We start from the raw sequence: 24,162 nt of genomic DNA on the forward strand, positions 1-24,162 counted from the left end.
TAGGCGACCCAGTAATGGGCTGCTGTTCTTCCAGGAACTCCCCGGTGATAGCCGGATCTTCGTCAGACTACTATTCTAACCCATGTTGCCGGGCTTGTTCTGCAAGCACAGCAGCGGTTTCACCGTGTGCCACAACCACACCGTTTTGCAGCACAATCGCGGTGGCGGCAACGCTGTGCACAATCTCCAACTCGTGCGACACCAAAATGATGCCAAGCTGCAGCCGCTGTATTAGATCCTGCAGCAGATTAGCAATTTCCATGCGCGCAGATTTATCCAACGCCGCAACCGGCTCATCACACAGCAGCACATTCGCGCCGGTCGCTAACGCACGGGCGATTGCAACGCGCTGTGCCTGCCCACCAGAAAGGGTGCGGATCCTGCGGCGCGCCAGACTGCCTGGCAATCCAACCGCCCGCAGCAGCTCGTCGACAGTCTGCGCTGTTTTGCCACGCCGTTTTGCAACAGCACCCGCTTCTTTCAAAACCGTTTCGACTCGCATTTCTGGCAGCAAACTGCTGCGCGGATCCTGCGGCACCCATGCAAAGTGCACACCGGCGGCTTTTGTGACAGCCCCTGTGTAAGGCACTGCGCCCAACACAGCCTGCAGCAGTGAGGTCTTACCTGAGCCGCTCTCCCCCAAAACAGCAACCGCCTCCCCCGCTCGCAAAGAGAAACTCACCCCGCTCAGGGCGGCTCTCTCAGCGTCGGGGTAACGCACACTTAAATCACACAGCTCAAGCAGCGTTGCAGTTTTGTGCGCTGGCTGCGGCGCGCTCACCCCACCAGCAGTCTGCACGGTCAAATTCCCTGGGGCAACACTGCCGCCTTTCACAAGATATGCCCGATCCGCAAACTGCGCTGCAGCGGTCATATCGTGCGTAATTAAAATCAGTGCTGCGCCCGCATCAACATACCCGCGCAGGGTGGCTAGAACGGCTGTTGCTGTCTGCTGATCCAGTGCACTGGTTGGCTCGTCTGCAATTATCAGTGGCGGCGTGTGCACCGTAGCTGCAGCAATCAGTGCCCGCTGCCGCATACCCCCCGAAAGCTCATGCGGGTAGCGCCGTATAACCGCGGGAGCATCAGCCAGCTGCGCCCCCGTCAACGCCTTAGTTACCGCCTCACCAGTGTGTCGCACACCGCGCAGGCGAAGTGATTCAGAGACCGCTAAACCCACCCGCTGCAGCGGATCAAGCGCACTCAAAGCATCCTGATTAACAAAGCCGATGCGGGTGTTGAGAAACTGGCTGCGCCCGCGTGCGCTGAGAGACAGCACATCGTGATCGCACACTCGCAGCTTATCTGCCGTGGTTTTAATCCCAGCGGGCGCAAGAGCTGTCAGCGCCCGCACAAAGAGGCTTTTGCCCGCGCCAGACTCCCCGACGAGAGCGACACACTCACCAGCGCGCACCTGAAAATCAGCAGCTGCCACAATCAGCCCCTGCGGGCCAGAAACTTTAAGATTCTTAACACTAACCACCGTCATTAGAAAGCACCTCGCGTCTCTGCAATCTTCTGCCGGTAAACGTAAACAGCATAATCGTCAAAAGCAGTGCCAGCCCCGGCCACAGCACCGGCCACCAGCTGCGTGCAACATAGCTGCGCCCCTGACTGAGCATGACACCCCAGTCGGGTGTTGGAGGCTGCACACCCAACCCCAGGAAGGTGAGCCCCGACACAATCAAGATGGCGGTGCCGATGCCAATTGTAAAGAGTGAAAATAGCGGTTGCAGAGCAGGCATAAGCACGTAACGCCAATTGCGCCGCAGCACCCCAACACCGTTAAACTGCGCGGCGGTGTAGGCTTCGCTTGCGCGCTTTGCCTCAGCGCTATAGAGCATGATACGGGCATAACCGGGAGCCATAGCCAGCGCTACCGCCGCTATCACCGCGACCGGGCTGCTCCCGAAAAAAGCCAGCAACAAAAGCGCGAGCAAAAATTCTGGCAGCGCCATCAGCGCATCAATAACCCGCATACCCGCTTCACGCACCACTCTCGGCACCACAGCCAGACCGGCGCCCAGCGCAACACCCAGCACAAACGCCACAGCAACAGCGCCCAAGCCGGTGAGCACGGTCGAGCTCGCCCCATACACCACACGCGCCCAAATATCGCTGCCGGTCTGATCGGTGCCCAAAGGGTGCGCCGCTGAGGGAGGGGCGAGCGCAAGGTGCGGATCGGTCGCGAGCGGATCATACGGGGTAAATATGCCCGGCGCGACAACACACAGCAGCAGCAAAATAAAGCCTAAAGCTGTTAAGACCTGCCTGACCCTACCCATGCACAGCACCCCGCAGCCGCGGATCCAGCAGACGCACCGTCACCTGAGTAAGCACAGTAAGTGCCGAAAAGAGGGTCGCGGCTAAGGCAACCACCCCGAGCACAACAGGCATATCGCGCATCACAATCGCATCGAGTGTGAGACTGCCCAAACCCGGCCTGGCAAAAACAGCTTCAACCAGCACCGCACCACCCAGCACCCCACCGATCAGGTTCACCAGCAGCCCGAGCACAGCGGGGGCGCTGTGTTTTAAACCGTGTGTCAGCGTAAACCGCAGGCGAGACATGCCGCGCGCTCGCGATGAGAGCGCAAACGGTAGCAGTTCTATGCGATCCAGTTCGTGGTCGAGCACCTGCCCAAGATAGCCGGCAGCGGGAATCGCTAGGGTGAGAGCTGGCAGAATACTCGATCCGGGAGAAGCGACACCGCCGGATGGTAACCATTTGAGCGAGAACGCAAACAGGCTGAGCAGCAAGAATCCAAGCCAGTAGCTTGGGGTTGATGCTGCCAGCGTGTGCGCAAAATCAAGCAGGCCGCTCACGCGTGAGGAAGCACCCCACGGTGTGAGCCCGCGTTTAAATATCTGCCCCAATAGCGTGAGCAGCACAGCGAAGAGCAAACCCAGTGCGGCAATTTCAAGCGTGTATTGAAACTGCTGCGCGAGCATCGCTGTCACAGCCTGGTTGCGCTGCAGAGAAAAACCGAGGTCGCCGGTTATGAGGTTGCCGAGGTAGTTTAAGTATTGAATTGGGAGCGGCCGATCCAACCCCATTTCAACAAAAATTTCGGCCTGGCGTTCGGCGCTGATGCGTGACAGCGGCCCAAAGCGGGCGCTCACCGCGTCACCGGGCAGTGCAGCGACCGCCCAAAATGCGATCGTGACCGCTAACCAAACGGTTACCAGGGCGCGTAAAAGTGGGCGAATTACCGCACGCGATATTAAGCCCACTTTTACTCTCATACCCTGCAACTTTGTGTTATTTAACCCTCTAGGTGTTTGTTACTTACGCTTTGCTGGTGTTAAAAAACACCGGGAAACCGTAGCCGTCCACAGCAAAGCCCGCAGTGTTTTTACCAACGACGTTAATAAATGCGGTGTTGAACACTGGGATAATGTAAGCCTCATCAGCTGCGGTGCGAATCACTTCGCTATAGATTTCTCCGCGCTTTTCAGCATCGAAATTTGCTGTTGCAGCGGTGAGCTTCGCATCCAGTTCTGGGTCAGCAACAGACACGATATTTTGGAAGCCCGCGCTGTGCAGGTGGTTGCGCAGAATGTCTGGATCGGCAGAAGAATAACCCCAGTCGGTTAGCGCCATCTCTGGGGTGCCGTAAAACTTGTTGTACTGCTCCCCCTCAAGCACGTGAATGTTCACTTCAACGCCGAGCTTGCGCCACCCGTCTGCCAGGAAGGTTGAGATGGTTTCACGCTCAACCGGCTGCTCCGTCCAGCGATACCAATCGAGCGACAGTTTTTCGCCGTTCTTTTCGCGGATCTCTCCCGGATTGCTCTGCACCCAGCCTGCTTCATCGAGGAGCGCAGCTGCCTTTGTTTCATCAAAGTTTGTGTAATCTTTATCTGCTGCTGCGCCGATTGCTGGCGTTGACTGGCTCAAAACACCGGTGGCCGGCTGCAAATTGCCCTGGAAGGTTGAGGCAACGATTGCGTCAATATCTGCGCTGAGAGCCAGCGCCTGCCGCACCTTAACATCAGCGAGAATCGGGTTAGAGGTGTTCAGGAACACTGAATACGGCATTCCCGGGTTCTCATTCAGCACAACTTCTGAGGTAAGACCGTCAAGACCGTTTGGTTGCAGCTCAGAAGCAACATCTGCCTCACCGCTTTCAACACGCTGCACACGCACCTGCTGCTCAGGCACGATTTGCACCTCAAGGTTGCTTGCAGTTTTATCAGCCGCCTTCACTCCCTCTGGGTACCAGTTGTAGTCGGCGTTGCGTTCATAGCTGATGCTTGCGCCGGGGGTGATTTCTGTCATAACCCACGGCCCTGTGCCAACAGATACTCCAGGGCCGCCCACCGGCAGTTTTTCAGCGCTCGCGGCGAGCGCTTTCGGTGAATACATGCCCAGGTTTGCGGTTGAAGTGTTGATTAGAAACGGTGCGAAAGGCTGTGTAAAACGCACCTCAACAGTGTCATCATCGATAACCACTGTTTCGCTATAGACGTCACCGCCCAAAAGATCGCTTGCCGCAGCAGACTCGGTTTCTTCGGCCATGATGTGATCGAAGTTAGCTTTCACCGCTGCTGCGTTAAACGCCTCACCGTCGTGGAAGGTAACGTCGTGTCGCAGATCAAAGCTGACGCTCTTCCCATCTTCAGAAACGGACCAGTCGGTTGCCAGCCACGGCTGCAACTCGCCTTTTTCGTCGAGGTAGGTGAGCGAGTCCAGCACCAGGCGCCCAACGATTGCGCTGACATCCAACTGGCTGCGGTGCGGATCCATGTGGTTGTTCTCGAGATTGCCACCGGCGATCGCCCACACGAGCTTCTCGTTGCCAGTTGCTCGATCTGCTGTGTCGCCGCCCGCTGTTGCGCAGCCCGACATCACAACCGCGCCGAGCGCTGCGATCGCCGCTATGCGAGATAGTTTTGCTGAGAAAGATGCCATTTAAAGCCTTTCTTGAATTCTTGAACAGTGTTTATTTAATACCGAGTGTTAGTGTAGCAGTATGGCGTCAGCTCAAGCACATACGGGTCGCGGGCGACCCAAAGCCACCAATGCAGAGACACTGCAAGAGGCGGCCTATGACCTGTTTCTCACACAGGGTTACGACAGCACCACAATCGCACAAATCACGGCAACTGCCGGCGTCGGGCGCACCACATTCTTCAACTACTTCGCTGAAAAGAGCGATGTGTTTTGGCCGGAAATTGATAAAACTCTTGCCCGCCTGAAACTAGCGCTGCAAACACACGATAAAACCGGCATAGATCTGCTTATCGCCGCCGTCAGCGATACTTTAAAGCCGTGGGAGGCTGGCGCGATCCCCTGGATATTGAGCCACTTTGCCGCTATCGGCAGCCCGGTCGCCGCACTAGACAGCTCCGGCAGTCGTGTGTATGAAATCGCTGCGCTAATCCGCACACACTTAGTTAGCACTCCAGCAAACAAAAATTTCACTGCAGAGATAGCAGCTGCAACACTCACCGGAGCCCTTTTGGCGGCAATTTTTGAGTGGGTGCAAAAAGGGCCGGATCGCGGATCCATTCACCACCATCTGACACAGCGGCTGCAACCTCTTGCGCACCTATTTGACGAGAAAATCCGCTAAAATTCATAAGTATTTATGTTTTCGGCAGGCCTTTTCTGCCAAGACTACGACCGAGAACTCGTGGAGTATCTAAAATATGCGTAATATCCCAGAAAAACCAGCGCTTGAAGGTCTTGAGACAAAGTGGGGCGAGGTCTGGGAGCAAAACGGCACCTACTCTTTTAAACGCGACGGCGCAGAGCGTGAGTGTGTCTACTCTATTGACACCCCGCCGCCAACCGCGTCTGGTGCTCTGCACATCGGTCACGTGTTTAGCTACACGCACACCGACCTTATTGCACGCTACCAGCGCATGCAAGGCAAGCGCATCTTCTACCCCGTCGGCTGGGACGATAACGGCCTGCCCACCGAACGACGCGTGCAAAACTACTACGGTGTGCGGTGTGATCCATCGCTGCCGTACATCGAAAATTTTGAACCACCGCAGACCGGCGGTGACAACAAGAGCAGCAAAGCTGCCAATCAGCTGCCGATCTCACGGCGTAACTTCATCGAACTGTGTGAAGCGCTAACTGAGGAAGATGAAAAACACTTCGAGGAGCTGTGGCGCACACTCGGTCTCAGCGTTGACTGGTCACACCAGTACCGCACTATTTCACCGGCAACCATTCGTGTCGCGCAACAAGCCTTCTTAAACAACCTCGAGAAGGGCCAAGCGTATATTTCTCAAGCGCCAACACTCTGGGATGTTACCTTCCGCACCGCGGTAGCGCAGGCAGAGCTTGAGGATCGTGACATGCCGGGCGCCTACCACACGCTGGTTTTCACCAATGTGGCAGACGGTGCTGAAATTAAGATCGACACCACGCGCCCAGAGCTGCTTCCGGCCTGTGTTGCGCTCGTCGCACACCCGGAAGACGAACGCTACCAGCAGCTGTTTGGGCAGACTGTGCGCACCCCGCTTTTCGAGGTTGAGGTGCCGGTGGTGGCCCACCCTCTCGCGCAGCCTGACAAAGGCACCGGTATCGCAATGATCTGTACCTTTGGTGACACAACAGACGTTACCTGGTGGCGCGAGCTGCAGTTGCCCAATCGCAATATTCTCGGCTTTGACGGCCGTGTGGTTGCTGATGCTCCTGAGGTGATTACCAGTGAGGCCGGCTTGGCTGCGTTCGCGCAACTTGCCGGAAAAACAGTATTTAGCGCAAAAGAGACAATCGTTAAACTGCTGCAGGAGTGCGGCGGCATGGTTGGGGAAATTCGCAAAATCACCCACCCCGTAAAATTCTTTGAAAAAGGCGATAAGCCGCTCGAGATTGTTTCCACCAGGCAGTGGTATATCAAAAACGGCGCAACCGACGAAGCGTTACGCGCACGTTTGCTCGAACACGGTAAAGCGCTCACCTGGCATCCAGACTTTATGCGGGTGCGCTACGAAAACTGGGTTGAGGGTCTCAGCGGCGACTGGCTGATCAGCCGTCAGCGCTTCTTCGGGGTGCCGATCCCTGTGTGGTATGCGGTAGATGATAACGGTGAGACTGACTACGATCGCGTTCTCGTGCCGAGTGCTGAGCAGCTCCCTGTTGATCCATCAAGCGATGTGCCAAACGGATACTCTGCCAAGCAGCGCGATGTGCCCGGCGGTTTTACCGCTGAGGTTGATGTGATGGATACGTGGGCTACTTCCTCTCTCACACCGCAGATTGCGGGCGGTTGGCTGCACGACCCAGAGCTGTTTGACCTGGTTTACCCGTACGATATTCGCCCGCAGGGGCAAGATATCATTCGCACCTGGCTGTTTAGCACGCTGCTGCGGTCAGAGCTTGAGTGCGGCAAACTACCTTGGAAAAACGCGGGTATCTCAGGTTGGATCCTTGACCCAGACCGAAAAAAGATGTCGAAGTCAAAGGGCAATGTTGTAACCCCAATTGGCATGCTTGCCGATCACGGAGCAGACGCCGTGCGCTACTGGGCAGCCAGCTCTAAGCTTGGCACTGACGCTGCTTTTGATCCGCAGCGGCCAACACAAATTAAAATCGGTCGGCGTCTAGCGATGAAGGTGCTAAACGCGGCGAAGTTTGTGCTTAGTTTTGACTCATCTGGTGTGAGTGACGCGAAAGAAAGCGTTACCGAGCCGCTTGATCGGTCGCTGCTTAAAGCACTGTCGGAGGTTGTGACTGAGACCACCGCCGCCTATGACGCCTATGATCACGCACGCGCACTAGATGTGACAGAAACCTTCTTCTGGACGTTCTGTGACGACTATCTGGAGTTGGTCAAGTCACGCGCCTACGGCGAGGGGGCTGGCCAAACATCAGCCGTTGCAACACTCCGCACCGCCCTGAGTGTGCTTGTGCGGTTACTCGCCCCAACTCTGCCGTATGTCACCGAAGAGGTGTGGTCTTGGTTCAACGACGGCTCTGTGCATCAGGCCGCCTGGCCAACCACTGACGAGGTGCTTGCTGTTGCCGGCTCTGCTGCCGACGCCTCCCTACTGCAGGTTGCCGGTGAGGCGATTATCGGTGTGCGCGGCGCGAAGAGCGAGGCTAAGGTATCGCAGCGCACCGGTGTGCTGCGCGCTGTGGTCTCGGCTAACGCTGAAACCGCCCAAAAACTTGAGCAGGTTGCTGCAGATATTAAAGCGCTGGGTCGCATCACAGCACTTGAGATCGACAGCAGCGGATCAGCTATCGAGGTGCGCGAGGTTGAGCTTGATCTCAGCGCTGACGCTGCAGGGTAAGCAGTTATGCAAATAGGCACCTCATGGCGGTTTGGCACCCCCATTCCAGATGCGGTGCCCCAGGCGTTTCACAGTGAAATTTTAGCGATCGAAAGCTCACTCACGGGCAAGGAAAACAACTACTGGAAGCTGACCTCGCTGGAAGGTCAGCCCCGGGTTGCGCTCGGCAACACTGTGACACTCCTGCTGTCAGATACCGGCGCAGTAGAGCGGCTTGATCCAGACGCGGCAAACACCACAGCGCTGCAGCGCAATGCTGCAGACGAAGATGATGACTGGATCTAGAAATTTTCATCTAGACCTGCGCACTCAGGCGTGAACTTGTTTTAAGCTGTGCGTTTTGCGTTTTTCTTGTTGCGCAGCACGCGCGGCGCGTCAGTGCCGTTAACAGCATCGGCGGTAATCAGCACTTTCACGATGTCCGAATCTGACGGTGCATGGAACATTACCGGGCCGAGCACCTTTTCAAGAATTGAGCGCAAACCGCGGGCGCCTGTGCCGCGCGCCATTGCCTGCTTTGCCACCGCCTCGAGTGCATCCTTAGTGAATTCTAGGTCGATGCCGTCTATTCTAAACAGCTCTCTGTACTGTTTTACGAGCGCATTCTTTGGTTCAGTCAGAATCCGGATCAGAGCTGTTTCATCTAAAGCGTCAACGGTTGCAATGACCGGGAGACGCCCAATAAATTCAGGAATGATGCCGAACTTGTGCAGGTCTTCCGGTTCCACCAGCGAGTAGGCGTCGCTTGCTGAAACCCTGTCACCAATATCTGCGCCGAAACCGATCCCGCCGCGCCCGAGACGCTTTTGGATAATTTCTTCGAGGCCGGCAAAAGCACCGGCAACAATAAAGAGAATATTTGAGGTATCAATTTGTAAGTATTCAGAGTTTGGCTGCTTCCTGCCACCCTCTGGCGGGACGGATGCAACCGTCCCCTCGAGAATCTTCAAAAGCGCCTGCTGCACTCCCTCACCGGAGACATCACGGGTTATCGATGGGTTGTCGCCTTTGCGCGAAATTTTATCAATCTCATCAATATAGATGATGCCCTTTTGTGCTTTTTCAACATTGAAGTCTGCGGCACGCAAAAGCGTCAGAAGGATGTTTTCGACGTCTTCGCCAACGTATCCGGCTTCTGTGAGCGCGGTGGCATCGGCAACAGCAAAAGGCACTCCGAGCTGTTTCGCAAGCGCCTGCGCCAGATAGGTTTTACCAACACCGGTGGGGCCAATCAACATAACATTTGATTTAGCCAGTTCAATTTGCTCTTTATCTGAGTCAACCAGAGATGGTTTTTGCTGCGCCTGGATCCGCTTATAGTGGTTGTAAACAGCGACAGACAGCGCCTGTTTTGCACGGCTCTGCCCGATCACATACTCATCGAGGAAAGCCGCAATTTCCTTCGGTTTTGGCAGCGTGAAATTAGTCTCATCCTGCGCGCTATCCTGCGCTTCACGCTCTGCGATAATCTCGCTGCACAACTGCACACACTCATCACAGATGTAGATGTGTGAGCCCGCGATGAGCTGCTTTACTTGACTCTGCGGCTTACCGCAGAAAGAACACTTCAGGCCCTCGCTCGAGTCGCTCTTCAATGCCATTTCAAGCTCCATTCATAAGCACTGCCTAGCCAGTTTAGGGGGTCCATTTAAATACGCCAGTAGCCGCGCCGATGGAAAACTCGGAGCGGCTACTGAATGCAGCGATTATGCGTTTTCGCGACGCGTAAGCACCTGATCGATGATGCCGTATTCAACAGCTTCCTGCGCGCTCAGGATCTTATCGCGATCGATGTCTTTGTTCACCTGCTCAACAGACTGGCCGGTGTGTTTTGCGAGAGTTTCTTCAAGCCAGCTGCGCATGCGCAAAATTTCCTTGGCCTGAATCTCGATATCGGTTGCTTGACCGTGCCCGCCGCCGCCGGTAGCTGGCTGGTGGATCAGCACACGTGCGTTCGGCAGCGCCAGTCGCTTCCCGGGAGCCCCGCCCGCCAGCAGCATTGCCGCAGCTGATGCAGCCTGCCCGAGGCACACTGTTTGCACATCAGGTTTGATGTACTGCATTGTGTCGTAGATCGCGGTCATCGCGGTGAAAGAGCCACCGGGTGAGTTGATGTACATCATGATGTCGCGTTCTGGATCCTGGCTTTCAAGCACCAGGAGCTGCGCCATGATGTCGTCCGCTGACGCATCATCAACCTGCACACCTAGAAAGATAATGCGATCTTCAAACAGTTTCGCATACGGATCTTGCCGTTTGAAGCCGTATGCGGTGCGCTCTTCAAAGCTCGGCAGCACATACCGACTCTCAGGCATGTTTCGCACTGCGTTTGGCAAAAGAAAGTTTTCACTCATTTTCATAAACCTTACTTCTTAGTACCGCCGCCGCCAACAACATCAGATGCGGTAGCTCGAATGTGATCCACAAAACCATACTCGAGAGCTTCTTCGGCGGTGAACCAACGATCGCGATCACCGTCTGCGTGAATCTGTTCAACAGTTTTGCCGGTTGCCGCAGCTGTGATCTCAGCAAGGCGCTGTTTCATGCTGGTGATAAGCTGCGCCTGAGTCTGTATGTCGCTGGCTGTGCCACCGAATCCACCGTGCGGCTGATGCAACAGCACACGCGCGTTCGGGGTGATGTAGCGTTTGCCGGGGGTGCCGGCGGTTAGCAGGAACTGTCCCATCGACGCAGCCATACCGATGCCGACCGTCACAATATCATTTGGGACAAACTGCATAGTGTCGTATATCGCCATTCCGGCAGTGATGGAACCACCGGGCGAGTTAATGTATAAGTAGATATCCGCCTCTGGGTCTTCTGCCGCAAGCAGCAGCATTTTTGCCGAGATCTCATTCGCGTTATCGTCGCGCACGTCAGAGCCCAACCATACAATGCGATCTTTGAGCAGGCGATCAAAAACATTCGCCTCGTGTGTCTTAGCTGACATTTTTTGCTCCATTCATACTGTCTGTAATGAGACTAGCCGCAATTTCACGAAAAATCAGGCTTGTTCGCCGTCGGCGGAATTAAATGAAAAGCCCCTGGGAGCGACTGCTCTCAGGGGCGATCCAAACAGTTAAGCACTACTTCTTGTCTGAGTCTTTCTTGCCTGCTTTTTTAGCTGGTTTTTCCTCAGTGTTTTCAGCAGCTTCCTCTTCTTCACCGGTGTCAATGCGGGTGAATTCTGAAAGATCTACCTCATTGCCGCTTGCGTCAACAACGTTAACCTTGGCAAGCGCAATTGCCATTGCCTTATTGCGGGTAACCTCACCGACAATAGCGTTCATCTGGCCGCCCTGGCTCAATAGCTGAATGAACTGGCCAGGCTCCATGCCGTAGCGCTGCGCAGACTGGAAGATGTACTGGCTGAGTTCGTTCTGGGTCGGCTGCACTTCTTCAGCCTCAACAATTGCGTCGAGAATTAGCTGCAGCGCAATCTGCTTCTGCACGTCGCTGGTGACCTCTTCGCGGTGCTCATCGTCTTCAAGACGCCCCTCCTGCTCAAGGTGGCGGTGCACCTCTTCTGCAACAAGCTCTTCAGAGACAGGCACCTGAGCGCTTTCAAGCAGCTTCTCGATGAAGATATCACGCGCCTGCTCACCCTGCTTGAATACCGCCTGCTGTTTCACTGTCTCAGCAAGATTCTCTTTCAGCTCTGCGAGAGTATCAAACTCTGAAGCGAGCTGCGCGAACTCATCGTTAGCCTCTGCAAGCTCACGCTCTTGCACCGCGTTAACGGTTACCTCAACCTCTGCGTCTTGGCCTTCGTACTCGCCGCCGAGCAGCTGTGAGCTAAAGGTGGTTGATTCACCAGCGGTGAGGGTTTCGATCGCTTCATCCATACCCTCGAGCATGTTTCCCGCACCAACCTGGTATGAAACACCTGTCGCACGGTCAACCTCTTTACCATCGATGCTTGCTACAAGGTCGATAGTTACGTAGTCGTCTTTTGCGGCAGGGCGGTCGACATCTTTGAGCTCACCAAAACGCTCGCGCAGCTTCTCGAGCTCTGCATCTACTGCATCTGCACCGATTTCTGCATCATCAACGGTGATCTTGTACTGACCGTAGCGTGGCAGCTTGAACTCAGGGCGCACCTCTACTTCAAAGACCAGCACGAGATCGCTCTTGTCGTCTTTCGCGTCTGGCCACTGCTCTACATCGGCGGTTGGGCGGCCCATTGGAACCTCGCCAGACTCGTCAATTGCGGCGCGGAAGAATGTATCGAGCGACTTATTAACCGCTTCTTGGATAACCGCTTCGCGGCCAACCCGCTGATCGATAATTGGAGCAGGTACGTGCCCTTTACGGAAACCTGGGATCTGCACCTGCTCTGAGATGGTCTTATATGCGTCTTTCAGGAAGGGAGCGAGCTCCTCCTGAGTAACAGTAACGCTAAGCTTTGCGCGGGTTGGAGTGAGCTTCTCAGCTTTAGTAGTCGCCAATTTCGGCCTCTCGTGTCGGATACGTGTTCGGCGCTCTGGTGAGACTGTTTCAGTCGGGATGACAGGATTCGAACCTGCGGCCTCTCGGACCCAAACCGAGCGCTCTAGCCAAGCTGAGCTACATCCCGGAAGTTGCCGGCAAGCCGGCGAAAAACAGTCCCACTGCGCGTCTATATGAGCCGCGCAGAGCAACTTAACCAGTATAACTGATTTGCAGACTTTGCGCCTCACAACACCGCATCCTCAACACTGGGTTGAAGACAGGCACACCAAGAATGCTCTCGATGTGACACAGTGGCTCCCCCGACTGGGCTCGAACCAGTGACCTAGCGGTTAACAGCCGCTCGCTCTGCCAACTGAGCTACAGGGGAATGTTGTTTAACCAACTTGATTTAATATAGTTGATACTTTCGGATCGCGCAAATCACACTATTCGGCGTGTCGATCGTTTCGCTATCTATTAATTTCGTCGCAGACAAGTTTGCACACTGCCGCTGTTGTGCAAACCCAAAGTTCCATGTACACTCTAGGAGTGCGTTTAGCACAGCGCGGGTGTAGCTTAATGGTAAAGCTTTGGTCTTCCAAACCAACGACGCGAGTTCGATTCTCGTCACCCGCTCCACTAGTTGACTTCCACGCGCTCATCACTACTCACTCTGCATTAGTGCAGAAGCTACTTGTTTGACTCCCCTAGAATCGCAAAAATCGGACGGTGACCTGAGCCGTGTGAGTCTGCAAGCACTCCAAACCAGAGAGGTTGATAGGCAGAACCAATATAGACATGATCAATTGCCGCACCAAAAGCAGGAGGCAGAAGGCTCGGCCAGGTGCCAGCTTGTTTTTCTCCGAGAGCACTGCTGATGTCCTGACATGCACCGAGAGCGTCTGACCCAATATTCCGGGTCGTGGCGTTGAAATCTCCCACTGCAATTGAACGAGGTTCGCTGCACATCTTCTTAGCCCACGAAAAATGACGCTGCCACCAATCTGTCCCGATCCCAAACTCCGGCCGCTGCAGATGTGCAACGGTTATTTTAGGTGAAGCGCTTGTGGGGTCCACAGGCTGTGCGTAAAAGCCAGCCCAGGGCGGGGTGTCATGATTGATGGGCAGATATTCACCGAGTTTGTTAGACACGAAAAGAGTCTGCCCAGGAGCGTCTGCCCAAAAATAAACGTTCATGTCGAGTTGTCTGCCGATTTCGCAGAAGTTACCGTCGTGTTCTGTTACTTTGGTCGGTATAAAGTTACAGTCAAATGAACTAGTAACCGCTTGATTATCTTCAGGCAGAACTATAATGTCAGGTTTAGTTTGCGCAGCAAGCTCGAGCAGCTCTTCCTCAGAAACCACTTGGTCTGTGTTGAAAGACAGTATTCGCAACTGATGATCCCCAGACGCTGGAATATCCGCTACCTGCACTAAAGCACCACCGCTGGCAGTCATCCAGCTGCCAATAAAACACACGATTGCAATCAAGATAGAGGCTACGAGCTGCACACGCGGGAAGCGCCTCGATGCCGATCCAGGTGCTGACTCAGATACAACCCTCCTTTTTTTTAGCTGCAATAAACACACCACCGAAATATGCGAGTAGTGTCAAAATCCCCAGCAGTAGCAGGACCAAGCTCTGGAAAGCTGTGATCGCAAAACCAGCTGCGAAAGACTGGGCCCCAGGCAGCATGGGCACAATAAAGACCACTAAAACCAAACAAGAAACCCCAGCAAAACCCAGAAAACTACCGACAGTTCGTTTTTTCATGCTTGCACCTCGGTCAGGCTGGATCTGACGAAATATGTTTCGTCAGATCCAGCTTCGGATTGTTAGTAGGAAACTCCAACATACGTAGCACTTAGAAACGTGCTCCTGTTTGCCCCTAGGAGAACCAACATTAGACTGGTGAGTAATGTCGCCAGTACGATCCGTATTTTCGAACTCATTATTTCTCCTTTGAAATAAAATTAACTTCATTGTTAATGTCGATCATTTAAATTGACAATATTTATCATATGACATGTATTGCTTGTCAGAAACACCGATATATATCAGGGCAGCTACCTTAATAATGGCCAGTAACTCTAAAAGATCATCTCACTGTCACGACTCAAGGTATTAAGAAGCAGTGCCTCAGTTTTAACTCTACAGAAAGTTAATCAGTGACAGATGTCGCAAGGAATGCGCGAATCTCGTTTTTCACGCGTTGCCAGGTCTCGGTTTCAGCCTTTATTGCTGCTTATCTCTTTTCTTTTCGCGAAAGTTTCGCCCATAAATGTATGCAGCCATGATGATAAGTACTGCAAAACGTGTCCAAGAGGAGTTTTGAATAGCAAGCAACCCAATTGTCGAAGCCATATACAGTACCGACCAGAAAACCTCAGAGAGACTTTCTCGAAAACGCCGGTAAAGACTCCATATTGTAGCAACTATAAGAATTGCAATCTCTACCAGATTTGCGAAGTCATTCCATGCGGAGTAGATCAAGTTGTTAGCAAGAACAGATAGGATCCCACCCCAAATAATCTCAGGAAGTATTGCAACGGCATCTATATTATTCCTACCCATCCCAATCTAACCCCCATCAAATTATTTGCCCTCGATTTTCACATCGATTGGTGGAATTGCCCAATCAGAGTAGAAGGTGTTAAAAGCGACCATAAAGCAACAACAGCCGCAGGTCCAGCTTCAGCAGCGAAATTGTGAAGCAATCTCACTTCATCAGAGGTAAAGTAATACTTGTCATGGAGTTTCCGCATCGCTTGCGGTGATGGAGAACTTTCCTGATGTAGTGATACTACTTTTCAGTGCAGCATTTGCTTATGCTATTTTTTGTTGCGAATTCTATTGCTTGTGCTTCTGTGTAGCTTCACACTAGCGCTTCCTTTCGGTAATGCCACAACATTGTGGTACATATGTGAGAGGGAATCTAGATTACGTTACCTCTCACAGGTATCACCAACTCTACACCGCTTCATCTATCCAGTAATCGGCCTCGCCCGCTCCATAGGTCAAGGAATTTGTCGACATATAGATGATGAGCTTTAGCGGCTGAGAATCTTCACTCGCTTCGATAAGACTGGAGGGGGTTGGCGGATCATGTCAGCTTTGATGGTGCCAAACAAGTCAAACACGATGCGTTCTTGCCAGTCCATTAGCCGAAACGCATGCCCGCCCAGCGACCCTTCGTGTTCGATATGTATATACAGCTCTGGCCTGGCACTATATCCAGTCATAAAAGGCCTTATTTTAAGAAAATAGCGATATCGCTCAATCTTTGGTGGGCAGGCTGTGTCCTCTAAGAAATACTTGCGCGTTTGCGAGGTTATTCTGTGATTCCGGCTTTGATGGCGGTGATAGCTAGTTCACCTCTAGTGGCGCAGCCAGTGCGGGCTAGAATGTCGGAGACATAAGAGCGCACGGTTGCTTCGGTGAGCTTGGTTTGCCGGGCAATATTTTTGTTAGCGAAGGCTTTCAGCAGTAGCCGGAACGTCGGGCGCAGATGCTCCGGCAGCGCGGTGACCGCATTAATGAAGTCTGCATATTGTTCCCGGTTTTCATAGGTCTGGGCATAGGAGGATGTGAGGATTTCAATGGGTCGGGGTGCCATCACCTGCTGGCCGGCATAGGCTTTGCGAATCAGCTGAGCGAGCTCGGGCGCTGGGATGTCTTTGGTGAGAAATCCTCGCACGCCCGCCCCGATTGCTTGTCCAAGAGATTCTTCATGCTCGAATGCGGTAAGCATAATTATCGTGAGGCCGGCCTGCTCACGGCTCAGGCGGCGTGCGGCTTCGATACCGCTCACCACTGGCATATCCACATCCAATAGCGCCACGTCTATCCGGTGTAGCGCCAGTTGCTCGAACACCTGAGCGCCATTAATAGCAGTGGCTACCACGTGCAACCCCTCTTGCGCGTCCAACAAGTTAGCAAGACCTTCACGAATAATCTGGTCATCGTCCGCGATCAGGATACGAACTTCTCGCTCGTCAGTCATCAGCTTGCTCCTTCACAGAGTCACTCCTGCGTAAGCTGCCGCTTCGGTACTCGTCTTGGCTATTAGAAGGAATCGTGATGTAGGTCAGCCACTGGTTGCCAAGATCGCTGACCTCCATACTTCCACCTTCTGCCCGAATTTTGGCACCTAAGTTTGCCAGCCCATAACCACTACTCATGTCCGGAGCTGCCGGCACCGATGCAATCTCATTACTCAACGATATAGTGAGCACGCCTGACTCGCCGTCAATATCGATCACAAGGTGCGCCTCGGAATCGGCGGGCGCGTATTTCAACATATTCGAGCCACACTCTCGGATAGCGAGTGCCCCTGTGAGTTGTTGTTGGCGTGTCACCACGCAGTCAAGGTCATCGGGTAGCACGATATCGAGTTCAATATGACGTGTTTTCAACATCTGCATCACTTGATCTACCACTTTAGACAGGGGCACATCGCTTGCCGCAGCATCGATTGAGAGGATCATTGGGCGGATTCGCCGTGACGCCTCGGTGGCTGCCGCCACTATGGGCGAGAGCTCACTAGAGAGCTCAGGGTGACGGGCAGCCATGTCTTGGGCAAGCACGGCCACGTGCGCCAAGTCTTTCGCCGTCGTATCATGCAGCTGACGAGCCAACTCCTTACGGTTGTCGGAGGCAGCGCGATGTGTGCGTTCTTTTTCCTGTTCTGCAAGCACCCTGTGCCCATTTTGCCAACGTAGCACCAAACCGATAGCTAACACAAGCACGGTAGTTAAAACAGAGCTAAATGCCTCTAGACCAGGTGTGAGACTCACCGCTGTTGCAATGACCCCGTCGAGGACGAACACGAGCACGGCTGGCACAATCCAGGAACGAATTAGCCAGAAAATCATCAAGATGCTCAGAGCAAAGCTCACCATCTCGAAACCATCAATCAGATTAAACAGGTTAAAAACGAAATAGCACACGAGGAAAACGTATTCGCACACCTGCAGCCAGCCCGCGGCCACAAACAAAACGATAAGGGTGAGCGAGAATATCACGCGCAGTATTGAAGCGCTCTGCTGACCAGATATCAGCTGAGCCGCGTCGAAAACAAGGAAGAAAACAGCCGAAAGTGTGAACACCAGTGGCTGCACCAGTGTAGAACGGCTGTATCTAGGGAATATGAGGTGAAACATCACCAGACACTATATCGAGCTATCTATGAGGTCGATGCTTCTCGCAGCCAGGAAAATTGGGAAACAATTTACAGATTCGTGGTGTCAACCAGTGTGCAGACGAACTCTCAACTATTTGAACGGCCCGAGTTATTGTCAACTGTTCGGTAACTGTATATTGAGATACCATCGGAGTTCCCATTGCAGTCATGCAAGCCACGGCAAACACTCCTGCGGTGATACGCGTAGCAATCATTTCTCTACCTCTCTACAAAATCACTTTGAGTTTCCGATCCTATTGGAACACTCATAAGCTTCGACACCGACGAATGTCGGTATAACTGACCAACATTCGTCGGTATCTACACCAGTAACCAGATCGATAGCTTAAAGTCACTTACGAGAAAATAGAGGAGAAAATATGCGTCACAGAGCTTGGAAGTCGCTTGTAGGCATTACAACAGCATATGCGCTGAGCCTAGGTGGGACTACTTCTGCATTAGCTACTGATACTGAACACAGTCTCTCAGCAGCGAAGCTGACTCAGACATCCGATACTATCTTGGCGAATACTGATGATACGCTGGAGGAATTCGACTATGCGGATGCTACGGCTAAAGCCTTAATAAAAGAGGAGATTGGGCTTTCAGCAAAATCACTAGATTATCTAGTGTCCGATAAAGTTCCACTTAGTTTAAATCTGGATAGTTCTAATCAATCAATTTCTGGTGACATTCTTTCTGGCCTTTCTGAGCAAGAAGCACGAATTATTAATACTTTGCCTACCGTTGATAGCGAGACGGGCGAAGTATCAATTCCTAATCCCGAGACCAGAGAAATGTTTTCCATACGGGTTAATGGGCATATAGTTACCGAAGTAACAAATGGTGTCGTTCGTACCCAAGACGCGGATGTCCAAGATACCGAAATCGCCGTATCTCATGTAACAGAAGATGAATCTGGACAAATTATTGGTGTTATCAAAGATCACAATGCTTCATACATGGATTTTGGGTACACATTGCCCGAGGGGTATCAACTCGAGGCACGCAGTGATGGCGGGTTTTCATTATTATCTGAATCTGGCACCGTAGAAGGAGAAATCGACGCTCCGTGGGCAATAGATGCGGATGGAAAAGAGCTGCCTACCAGTTTCGAACTAGTTGATGGCAGTATCTTGAGGCAACATGTGAATACTGAAGGCGCATCTCTTCCAATTGTTTTAGACCCTTCTTGGTCGTGGTGGTTAGTTACAGCTGGGAAGTGCGCAGTATCTATTGCTCCTCTTCTTGTCACGGGCGGAGCTGCAATAGCGGCACGTGTGCCGAAACTTATATCCTTCATTAATAAGTTGTCAAAGACTCCAAAAATCGCCACTGCTATAACTAAGGTAGGGGGAGTTAAGAATGCTGCTGTTGCCGCGATCAAAAATGCAGTAATTACATTGCGCAGTAAACTACCACAAGGAATAGCTTCTAAACTTCCTTCCCCGACTCTGACGGCAAAGGATAAAATCTTCATCGCGGCCGCTTGGCCTTTCATAGTAGATAACTTCTGGGATTTGATAGGTATCGGAAGTTGTTATTCCCTTATTAGGGGGAGGTAGATTATGTATTTCTGGCTGAGCCTTGGCCTAATCCTGATCGGAGCGTGTTTTTCTGGAGTGCAGTTCGCCAGAATCTGCACCACAGTGAGAAATGACGGCAAGAAAGATCGCGATCTGTCCTTCATGTTTTCATCCGCACTGTTGGCTTTTGCAATACCGTTTTTTAGTCCGATATCGCAGAATCTAGGTGCCTCAGTTTCATTGTTTATTGCGATAAGTGCCGTATCAACACTCGTGGTGAGCCGGTCTATTCGACAGAAACAGTGAGATAAGAAAGGCATTCATCAAGTAACGAAGTTAAGCAGATACAGGAGTATCAAGGAATGCGCGAATCTCGTTTTTCACGCGTTGCCAGGTCTCGGTTTCGGCAACTGATAGCGCACCATGGATTGTGCCAGGCAGCATGTGCATCTCAACTGCAACACCCGCGTCAACCAAATCCAGCGCAAAACGCACACCCTCATCACGCAAAGGATCAACAGGGTTAACAATCACTAGAGTTGGCGGCATCAAAGCCGCCACTTTCCGTGCCGGAACGTAGGGTGGCACAGCATACGGGTCTCCCAAGTAGTGCGCCCATGCAGCCTTTGACGCGGCCCGCGTCCAAATCGGGCCGTCACAGTAGGTGTCAAAAGACCCCGTAACCATACCAGGTTCAAGACAGGGCTCAAGCAAGACAGCCCTTTCAACCGCAACTGGATCACCACTCTCGGCAAGCAGCATCAGCGCCTGCTGCGCGAGCCCAGCCCCAGCAGAATCACTGTATATGTACAGCGGCAGATCTGGATACGTCTTAGCAAGATAGCGCAATGAGCGCACGCAGTCCGTAGCGCCCGCAGGCCACGGAAACTCCGGCGCTAAACGATAGTCTGGGCTAGCAACGAGTGCCCCACCAAACACTTCAATCAGGTCACTATTGCGTGCGTCATCATAGCGCGCTGCCCCGGCAACATACCCGCCACCGTGAATCGACAGCACAACACACTGCGGCTCATCACCACGTGTCAAACACCTCAATACAAAACTGTCATCAACTGCTGCGCTTTCCCCACCCAAACGCACCTCAAACACCTCAACACCTGCGGCAGGCTTGACATCGCCCAACAGTTTCTCACCGCGGCGGCGCATTTTTAGATAATCATCGGTGTTTTGGTCTGGTGTGCCTGCGATAATAGGCTGCAATTCAGCGGCAATATACGGCGTCGGGAGTGCCTCACGCTGACCGCATCGCTCTAAGAAACTATCAAGCGCCCTATAAAATTCTTCAGATTTATCTCGCCGCACCGTGTGTGAAGCGCCCGGAATGAGCACTGCATCAATATGGGGATTACCTAAACTTGCAACCTCAGCAAGGCCCGCTTGACCAAACAACACATCATCTTTATCGCCGGTCACTAACAGCGTTGGAACAGCAAGTTCAGTGAATATCTCGCGGCCGCTAACACCAACAACACCACCGGCGATGAACCTGCGATCCACCTGTGTTTTTCCCTGCGCCCACGCACCATACTCTGATGCAGGCCACGCGGGATACTGCGCCATCAGTTCAGTGACCGCCGCACCAACGTGTTCGGTCACGCTCTCCTGCCGTCGCAATCTGTCTGCGGCTGTATCACGGTACAGTTTAGTTTGCTCTTCGGTTAAGAATGCGGGATCTTCAAGGATCAGCGCCTGGATAAGATCCGGCAGCTCACGCGCTATTGCTCCTGCGATAGCACCGCCCATCGAATGCCCCAGCAGCACAACTTTGCGGCTCATGCTGCGTCTTGCAGCTGCGATAACAATTGTGCGTGCCGCGGCAACAGCGGCTCGGAAAGGATCGCCTAACTCTGCATCAGTAAAACGTCGTGACAGACCGTGCCCGAGGGTGTCAACTGCATAAATCTGCCAGTCATCTTGATAGTGCTGCACAAGATCAGACAGCGCTGCCGCGTTATCAGTAACCCCGTGCAGTGCGACAATAGTCCCTTTAATTTCACTGCCGGCTACCGCATATGAGATACCGTGATTAACCATAAAGACTTCCTTAGTCCAAGTAGGTATGCGCTATCACCATAACATGATATTACGCCCCGTTACGCCAAGGTGAAGAGACGCCAGATGTATTACTGCCCCTTATTTGGGCCAACCTAAATAAACTGCGAAAGCGATCCCGGCTACACCGATAACTATGGACAACAGCCAGATGGGGTTTAGTTTCACATTTTTAAACCCTGCAATAAGACATACAACACCAAATATGAAAGAAAAAATCATTACAGCAAAACCCATGATTAACCTCGTTTTAACTCAACTAATCTCTCGTGTCGGCTAGCTATTTCTGAGTCATGCGTGACCGTAATAACCGTTGCGCCGTGGTGCTTGTTTAGTTCCAATAACAGATCGAGTATACGTTCAGCATTTTCTGCATCGAGCGAAGCGGTAGGCTCATCCGCAAGAATCAATTGAGGTTTTAGAATAACTGCGCGTGCAAATATAGCTCGCGCTTTCTCTCCGCCGGAGCATTCCAACGGTTTCTTGTCGAGAATTGACTCTATACCAAGGGAGCGAGTGAGCTCTAGCAAGCGTTTCCGTCCCTCGCTTTTCCTTTGTTTAGCGTACAACATCGGCAGAGCGATATTATCCGCAATAGACAGAGAGTTAATTAAAGCGGATTCTTGCAGCACAAATCCTATTTTTTGGTTTCGCCATTGTGCCAGTTCCGCATCAGTTAATCTAAAAACATCCTTCCCAAATAAGCTGTAACTGCCAATAAATTTTCTATCGAGCAAGCCTAGAATATTCAGTAGGGTGCTTTTCCCAATACCTGATTCACCTACTATGGCAAGCGTTTGAGCTTGCGATACAGCGAGAGTTAGATCATTTAGGGCTGTTACGACAGACGACTTCCCACGATAAAGTTTACTTTTAACATGCAATTCAATAATGTTGTCTTTCATTGCAGTACTCCAACAGTAATAGGAATCCTCTTCACACGGTAAACAGCTATTTTTGACACGACAACTGCAATTAAGACATCAACGATAAGCGCTGCCGTTATCCCTACCCAATCCATAAAAATAAGACCACCAAATGATCCATAGGTCATGAAATATGCGTCTTTTTTTATCCAGAAACTTTGTCTAGAATAAGCGGCTAAAACAAATATTACGATCAAAGCGAGCAGAGATAAACCGGCATAGTAGCTAAAAAATATGCGTCGAAATTTTTTGTAGCTTAGCCCCACAAGAAGATTTATCGTAAATTCACGAATCATTGTACGAACGCTAATCAACGAACTCCACACTGACAATAGAATTATCGCCACGAGCAAAATTACGGACACCACAGCAAGAAAATTAATAGAAGACTTAAAGTATTGGTTATAAAAATCAATATTTTGTTGTTCACTAAAATAATTGAAATCTACTGCGATTATCTGCTTAATGTAAGACTGTAGCTCCTTAATCTCCTGCGCAGTGGCATTAATTAGCACTAGATCCATCAAACCGTTTAATTTGAAAGCGAGATCTGTTTTTTCGATAAAGTCTTCCGTCACCGGGACAACAATTGAGAAATTGTAATATTGCTTAGAATCTAATGCATACAAATTTGAATGCGCAGTATTTTCAGCGAGTATCCCTTTGACAACGTATTCTTTCGGCATGTGCAAAACAGGGTCAACCATTGTGAATGTTGATCCCACTGGGTAATCTTCGGTAAGACCTCGCCCTACTAAAACCGGTATTAAATCAGAACTCTCTACACGGCTCTCGAACGTTATACCTTCCCCACTTGCGATAGCAAAACCATTCAAATTACTATAGGTCTGGTTCATATATACTGCTGGTATTTCAACATCATACCTATTTGGTAAGTCAACGATGTACCCATCGGTGAACAGTCCATATTCATATTTACTGCTCAGGAAGTTATATATTTCCTGCAACCTAGTTTCGGTAATTTTTTCGAAGTCTAAATTTGAATTTGGGTCCAAATTGGATACAACTATTTCTGAGGAAGTTAAACGTGAAGCCTCTTGCGCCCCTTCAATTGTAGAAACTATGGTTCTCACTGTAGTAAAGGCTATATAGTTCCCTGCTAATAGCAGTAAAAACACAGTTAAACTCAGTAAGGGTTTCCGCAAGAAAACCCGCAAAAAGAAAAACTTAAAGATACTCATTGCGGATCCTTTCATTTTCACCTCAATAACAGAGCAGTTAAGGTGATATATGCCGCAAAGCAAGTGAATAAATAGACCGAATTATCAATATTCAAATTCAGTGATAGGTGCGCAGCAATGGATATACAAAAACTAAATAAAAGAATGGTCACACAGGCAAGAGCGTATCTGAAACGTATAGTGCATACTCTGTCGCCAACTAAAACACGGCATTTCACCTCAGTTTTGGCAGCTAGCAAGAACTGATAATGGTGCACAGCAACTACTAGCGAGAGCCCTAATAAAAGTTGTGTTTGATACTCCAGAAGGGGTTTCAGGTATCTTATCAACACATACGAAGACGCAGATCCATGTGCTACATATGAGAAAAACCACGATAAGAAAAAGAATCCAAGATAAAGTCCAAGCAGCTCAAATAGCATAATTTTCCTGATTGGAACTTTTCTCAGGAAACTCCCTATAATCACGGTAATACAGCCAGGTAGTTAAGAGTTTAGGCGCCTAAATTAACCGATACTTGGGTCAGTACCTTTTACCGTGAGTGACCCCACGATTGAGCATA

At 51.6% G+C, this 24,162-nt stretch carries 19 protein-coding genes and 3 tRNA genes; 5 read left to right on the forward strand and 17 right to left on the reverse strand.

What is annotated here, in order from left to right; genetic code table 11:
* Nucleotides 1-70: 70 nt before the first annotated feature.
* From HCR00_RS01895 to HCR00_RS01910, 4 genes are read right to left on the reverse strand one after another with little or no spacing between them, the layout of a single operon-like run.
* The gene (locus HCR00_RS01895) at nucleotides 71-1,489 is read right to left on the reverse strand and encodes an ABC transporter ATP-binding protein (RefSeq protein WP_167142246.1); all 1,419 of its coding nucleotides are present in this window, start codon (nucleotides 1,487-1,489) and stop codon (nucleotides 71-73) included.
* Complete coding sequence (locus tag HCR00_RS01900; protein WP_166984714.1) at nucleotides 1,476-2,285, reverse strand: ABC transporter permease; 810 nt, start codon at nucleotides 2,283-2,285, stop codon at nucleotides 1,476-1,478. Before HCR00_RS01900 ends, HCR00_RS01895 begins: the two co-directional genes overlap by 14 nt.
* Nucleotides 2,278-3,246, reverse strand: coding sequence for an ABC transporter permease (locus tag HCR00_RS01905; RefSeq protein ID WP_167142249.1), 969 nt, complete (start codon nucleotides 3,244-3,246; stop codon nucleotides 2,278-2,280). Before HCR00_RS01905 ends, HCR00_RS01900 begins: the two co-directional genes overlap by 8 nt.
* A gap of 43 nt (nucleotides 3,247-3,289) precedes the next feature.
* Nucleotides 3,290-4,915: an ABC transporter substrate-binding protein gene (locus tag HCR00_RS01910; protein WP_167142252.1), complete on the reverse strand. Its 1,626-nt coding sequence runs from the start codon at nucleotides 4,913-4,915 to the stop codon at nucleotides 3,290-3,292.
* A gap of 61 nt (nucleotides 4,916-4,976) precedes the next feature.
* Here HCR00_RS01910 and HCR00_RS01915 point away from each other — a divergent pair, with 61 nt between their 5' ends.
* The 3 genes from HCR00_RS01915 (at nucleotide 4,977) to HCR00_RS01925 (ending at nucleotide 8,544) form a co-directional block, all read left to right on the forward strand.
* A complete protein-coding gene (locus HCR00_RS01915; protein ID WP_167142255.1) occupies nucleotides 4,977-5,579 on the forward strand; it encodes a TetR/AcrR family transcriptional regulator in 603 nt (200 codons plus the stop codon).
* 76 nt (nucleotides 5,580-5,655) lie between these two features.
* Nucleotides 5,656-8,259 carry a valine--tRNA ligase gene (valS, locus tag HCR00_RS01920; RefSeq protein WP_167142258.1) on the forward strand — a complete coding sequence of 868 codons (2,604 nt, stop codon included), beginning with the start codon at nucleotides 5,656-5,658 and terminating at the stop codon, nucleotides 8,257-8,259.
* Between the two features lie 6 nt (nucleotides 8,260-8,265).
* Nucleotides 8,266-8,544, forward strand: coding sequence for a hypothetical protein (locus HCR00_RS01925; protein ID WP_167142261.1), 279 nt, complete (start codon nucleotides 8,266-8,268; stop codon nucleotides 8,542-8,544).
* 41 nt (nucleotides 8,545-8,585) lie between these two features.
* Here HCR00_RS01925 and clpX read toward each other — a convergent pair whose 3' ends face one another.
* The 6 genes from clpX to HCR00_RS01955 all read right to left on the reverse strand — a co-directional run bounded on the left by clpX (nucleotide 8,586) and on the right by HCR00_RS01955 (nucleotide 13,078).
* Nucleotides 8,586-9,860: an ATP-dependent Clp protease ATP-binding subunit ClpX gene (clpX, locus tag HCR00_RS01930; RefSeq protein ID WP_166984708.1), complete on the reverse strand. Its 1,275-nt coding sequence runs from the start codon at nucleotides 9,858-9,860 to the stop codon at nucleotides 8,586-8,588.
* 105 nt (nucleotides 9,861-9,965) lie between these two features.
* Complete coding sequence (locus HCR00_RS01935) at nucleotides 9,966-10,613, reverse strand: ATP-dependent Clp protease proteolytic subunit (protein WP_166984707.1); 648 nt, start codon at nucleotides 10,611-10,613, stop codon at nucleotides 9,966-9,968.
* 11 nt (nucleotides 10,614-10,624) lie between these two features.
* A complete protein-coding gene (locus tag HCR00_RS01940) occupies nucleotides 10,625-11,209 on the reverse strand; it encodes an ATP-dependent Clp protease proteolytic subunit (RefSeq protein ID WP_166984706.1) in 585 nt (194 codons plus the stop codon).
* Between the two features lie 136 nt (nucleotides 11,210-11,345).
* On the reverse strand, nucleotides 11,346-12,707 hold the full coding sequence (tig, locus tag HCR00_RS01945; RefSeq protein WP_167142264.1) for a trigger factor: 1,362 nt from the start codon (nucleotides 12,705-12,707) through the stop codon (nucleotides 11,346-11,348).
* Nucleotides 12,708-12,760: 53 nt separating this feature from the next.
* Nucleotides 12,761-12,835 (reverse strand) — tRNA-Pro (locus HCR00_RS01950).
* 167 nt (nucleotides 12,836-13,002) lie between these two features.
* Nucleotides 13,003-13,078, reverse strand: a tRNA-Asn gene (locus HCR00_RS01955).
* Nucleotides 13,079-13,255: 177 nt separating this feature from the next.
* Here HCR00_RS01955 and HCR00_RS01960 point away from each other — a divergent pair.
* A tRNA-Gly gene (locus HCR00_RS01960) sits at nucleotides 13,256-13,329 on the forward strand.
* 51 nt (nucleotides 13,330-13,380) lie between these two features.
* Here the strand turns inward: HCR00_RS01960 and HCR00_RS01965 are convergent.
* The 4 genes from HCR00_RS01965 to HCR00_RS01980 form a co-directional block, all read right to left on the reverse strand.
* Complete coding sequence (locus HCR00_RS01965; RefSeq protein ID WP_167142267.1) at nucleotides 13,381-14,202, reverse strand: endonuclease/exonuclease/phosphatase family protein; 822 nt, start codon at nucleotides 14,200-14,202, stop codon at nucleotides 13,381-13,383.
* Between the two features lie 37 nt (nucleotides 14,203-14,239).
* Nucleotides 14,240-14,464, reverse strand: a complete 225-nt coding sequence (locus HCR00_RS01970) for a hypothetical protein (protein ID WP_167142270.1) — start codon at nucleotides 14,462-14,464, stop codon at nucleotides 14,240-14,242.
* A gap of 1,558 nt (nucleotides 14,465-16,022) precedes the next feature.
* Nucleotides 16,023-16,694: a response regulator transcription factor gene (locus HCR00_RS01975; RefSeq protein WP_167142273.1), complete on the reverse strand. Its 672-nt coding sequence runs from the start codon at nucleotides 16,692-16,694 to the stop codon at nucleotides 16,023-16,025.
* Nucleotides 16,687-17,853 carry a sensor histidine kinase gene (locus HCR00_RS01980; protein ID WP_167142276.1) on the reverse strand — a complete coding sequence of 389 codons (1,167 nt, stop codon included), beginning with the start codon at nucleotides 17,851-17,853 and terminating at the stop codon, nucleotides 16,687-16,689. Before HCR00_RS01980 ends, HCR00_RS01975 begins: the two co-directional genes overlap by 8 nt.
* 400 nt (nucleotides 17,854-18,253) lie before the next feature.
* Between HCR00_RS01980 and HCR00_RS01985 the strand changes: the two genes are divergently transcribed.
* On the forward strand, nucleotides 18,254-19,438 hold the full coding sequence (locus HCR00_RS01985; RefSeq protein ID WP_166984701.1) for a hypothetical protein: 1,185 nt from the start codon (nucleotides 18,254-18,256) through the stop codon (nucleotides 19,436-19,438).
* Nucleotides 19,439-19,735: 297 nt separating this feature from the next.
* Here the strand turns inward: HCR00_RS01985 and HCR00_RS01990 are convergent, their stop codons facing one another.
* From HCR00_RS01990 to HCR00_RS02000, 3 genes are all read right to left on the reverse strand, one after another.
* On the reverse strand, nucleotides 19,736-21,454 hold the full coding sequence (locus HCR00_RS01990) for an alpha/beta hydrolase (protein ID WP_167142279.1): 1,719 nt from the start codon (nucleotides 21,452-21,454) through the stop codon (nucleotides 19,736-19,738).
* Nucleotides 21,455-21,711: 257 nt separating this feature from the next.
* On the reverse strand, nucleotides 21,712-22,377 hold the full coding sequence (locus tag HCR00_RS01995; RefSeq protein WP_166984699.1) for an ABC transporter ATP-binding protein: 666 nt from the start codon (nucleotides 22,375-22,377) through the stop codon (nucleotides 21,712-21,714).
* Nucleotides 22,374-23,615, reverse strand: a complete 1,242-nt coding sequence (locus tag HCR00_RS02000; protein WP_167142282.1) for an ABC transporter permease family protein — start codon at nucleotides 23,613-23,615, stop codon at nucleotides 22,374-22,376. Before HCR00_RS02000 ends, HCR00_RS01995 begins: the two co-directional genes overlap by 4 nt.
* Between the last annotated feature and the right edge of the window lie 547 nt (nucleotides 23,616-24,162).

It is taken from the genome of Canibacter zhoujuaniae (assembly GCF_011752005.1).
Taxonomy (GTDB): domain Bacteria; phylum Actinomycetota; class Actinomycetes; order Actinomycetales; family Microbacteriaceae; genus Canibacter; species Canibacter zhoujuaniae.